This window comes from Acrocarpospora sp. B8E8, assembly GCF_039871605.1.
GTDB lineage: Bacteria > Actinomycetota > Actinomycetes > Streptosporangiales > Streptosporangiaceae > Acrocarpospora > Acrocarpospora macrocephala.
The window spans coordinates 1-2296 of record NZ_JBDPLV010000175.1; the positions used below are offsets into that span (position 1 = coordinate 1).

Sequence of the window (2296 nt, forward strand, 5' to 3'; positions counted from 1 at the left end):
AGCCCCAACAACCCGGGCAGCCCGGACAGCCCGGACAGCAAGCACCCACAACCCCGACTGCAACCCCGGCCGCGTCCGGGGCACCACAGCCAACCCCGGCCCCGCCCAGGGCGTCACACCCGACTCCAGCATGGCCTAAACCAGCGCCGCATCCCACACCAGCCCCGCCCCATGCATCCCACCCCACTCCGGCCCTGTCCGGGGTATCAGATCCAACCTCGGCATCGCCCGAAGCATCACATCCGATCCCGACCCAGCCCGGGGCGTCACATCCCACTCCGGCATGGCCCCCACCAGCGCCGCACCCAACCCCGCCACCCGGGGTGCCCCACCCGACCCCGGCATGGCCCGGGGCGTCACATCCAGCTTCGGTATGGCCCCCACTAACCTCGCATCCAATCCCGGCCTCACCCAAGGCATCGCACCCCGCTCCGGTCCCGCCCCGGGCATCAGACCCGACTCCCGCCTCGCCTGGGGCGTCGTATCCGGCTCCGGACGCGCACCCGACTCGGCACTCGGCCCCGCCCCGGACCGACGAGGATCGCCTCCAGGCAGCCACCGGACAACCGCAACCGCACCCCACGAGCGCGTCTAGACCATCACCATGGACCCGGAGGCAGTGAACCACAGAAGATCACGAGCCGATCGCCATCGAATCGTCGTGGAGCACGCCACCCTCGGTCCTGTGGACGCGCTCACCGCGCAAGGGCCGGTCACACCTCACCGACCCCGGCTATGAAGAGGTTCCCAGGGCGCGTGGGCGACCACCCCATGCCATGGCTTTCGTGCGATGCCACGGCGCTGGCAGGGCCGGGCGAAGCCCGAGGAGAAACAATGGGCTGGGTGGGCGGGACATCCACCGCGTGGTGGCTGGCCGGTCCTCCCAGTTGGGCGTTCCTCGTGGTCATCCGGGCGTCGGTTGGCCGGGCGTTCCGATTGGTGGTTCGGCTCGGTCGTCGGTTGGCCAGTTGGTGTGGTTATTCGGAGTCTTCCAGGCGGAAGCCGACCTTCATGCCGACCTGGAAGTGGGCCACCTCGCCGTCCTGGATGTGGCCGCGGACCTCCGTCACCTCGAACCAGTCGACGTGGCGCAGGGTTTGGGCGGCCCGGCGGATGCCGTTGCGGATGGCCTGGTCGACGCTCTCTCCTGACGTGCCGACGATCTCGGTGACCCGATATGTGCGATCCCCCATGACGTCCTCCGACTCCTCGTTGATCGCATGATCATATCGCGGCGGCGTAGGGTGGAAACATGAAGGTCAGACGCCGTAACCGCCCGGAAGTGCATCAGGTGACAGACGCGCAGCCGAGCCTGTCGGCCGATATTCGCAAGCGCGAGATCTCCTACGTCATCAAGATGAGCATCCGTGTCGTCTGCCTCATCTTGGCCGTAACCGTGCCCGCGCCCTGGCCGATCCGTGCACTGTTCATCGCGGGCGCTGTGCTTTTGCCGTACCTTGCCGTGATCGGGGCCAATGAGCGGGCCGCGGGGCTGCCCGCACCCTTGGACGATGCTGAATCTAACCAAAACGAGATACCACGGCATCGACGCGAGATCGGGTCGTGACTAAGTCTTGACGCATCCCAAGGGTGGTAGGTGTACAGTTTAGCCAAGCGCTCTGGTCCCCCGTCGGAGCGCTGGTGCCGGCGTTCCGGGCCCCCGTCGGAACGCCGATGAAGCGATGCCGGGTGGTTTGCCCCCGTAACCACCCGGCATCGCCCTTTTCCGGATTCGTGCGTGAATCTGGTAAGAGCGGCGTCCCTTTAACTTTTGATCGATCCTTGTGACCTCTGGCTTGGCACCCGTTTACGCCTCCGGCCAGACTTCTGCTACTCCTCCGGCAGGCTTCCCTCCAGCGATGCTTCGGTTACTTCTCTGGCAGGCTTCCGGACTGCTCACCCGGCGAGACTTCGCTTACTCCTCTGGCCAGGCTTCGGCGAGGGCGGAGATGCGGGCCAGCGCGTCCGGCGGGGCCGTGCCGGCTCCTTGGGCGAGGCCGAGCAGGTAGGCGGTCAGCGGCGCGGCCGGCCGGGCGACGCCGTGCGCGACGTCCTTGGTCATGTCGAGGACCGCATCCCGGTCCAGCAGGGCGGGGTCGACGCCCAGCTCCGCGCAGACCCGGGCCGTCCACTGCTCCAGCACGTTCACCGGGCCCTCCCGAGGATGCCCCGGCCTTCAGGCCGGGGAGGAATCGGGAGCGGGAGGGCCGCCGAGGCCCGAGCGTGCCCTGACCGGTCAGTCACTGTGATCAGCTTCTTTCTGGGGGGTGTAGCCGTAGCCGTCCGCCCGCTGGAG

3 protein-coding genes are annotated in these 2296 nt (G+C 67.9%); 1 reads left to right on the forward strand and 2 read right to left on the reverse strand.

From position 1 onward, the window contains the following. Positions 1 to 977: 977 nt before the first annotated feature. Positions 978 to 1193, reverse strand: coding sequence for a dodecin (locus ABGB08_RS54370; protein ID WP_155342881.1), 216 nt, complete (start codon positions 1191 to 1193; stop codon positions 978 to 980). 59 nt (positions 1194 to 1252) lie between these two features. Here ABGB08_RS54370 and ABGB08_RS54375 point away from each other — a divergent pair, with 59 nt between their 5' ends. Continuing rightward, the gene (locus ABGB08_RS54375) at positions 1253 to 1567 is read left to right on the forward strand and encodes a DUF3099 domain-containing protein (RefSeq protein WP_155356605.1); all 315 of its coding nucleotides are present in this window, start codon (positions 1253 to 1255) and stop codon (positions 1565 to 1567) included. A 348-nt stretch (positions 1568 to 1915) separates the two neighbouring features. Here ABGB08_RS54375 and ABGB08_RS54380 read toward each other — a convergent pair whose 3' ends face one another. Continuing rightward, positions 1916 to 2149 carry a DUF6457 domain-containing protein gene (locus ABGB08_RS54380; protein ID WP_347608400.1) on the reverse strand — a complete coding sequence of 78 codons (234 nt, stop codon included), beginning with the start codon at positions 2147 to 2149 and terminating at the stop codon, positions 1916 to 1918. Between the last annotated feature and the right edge of the window lie 147 nt (positions 2150 to 2296).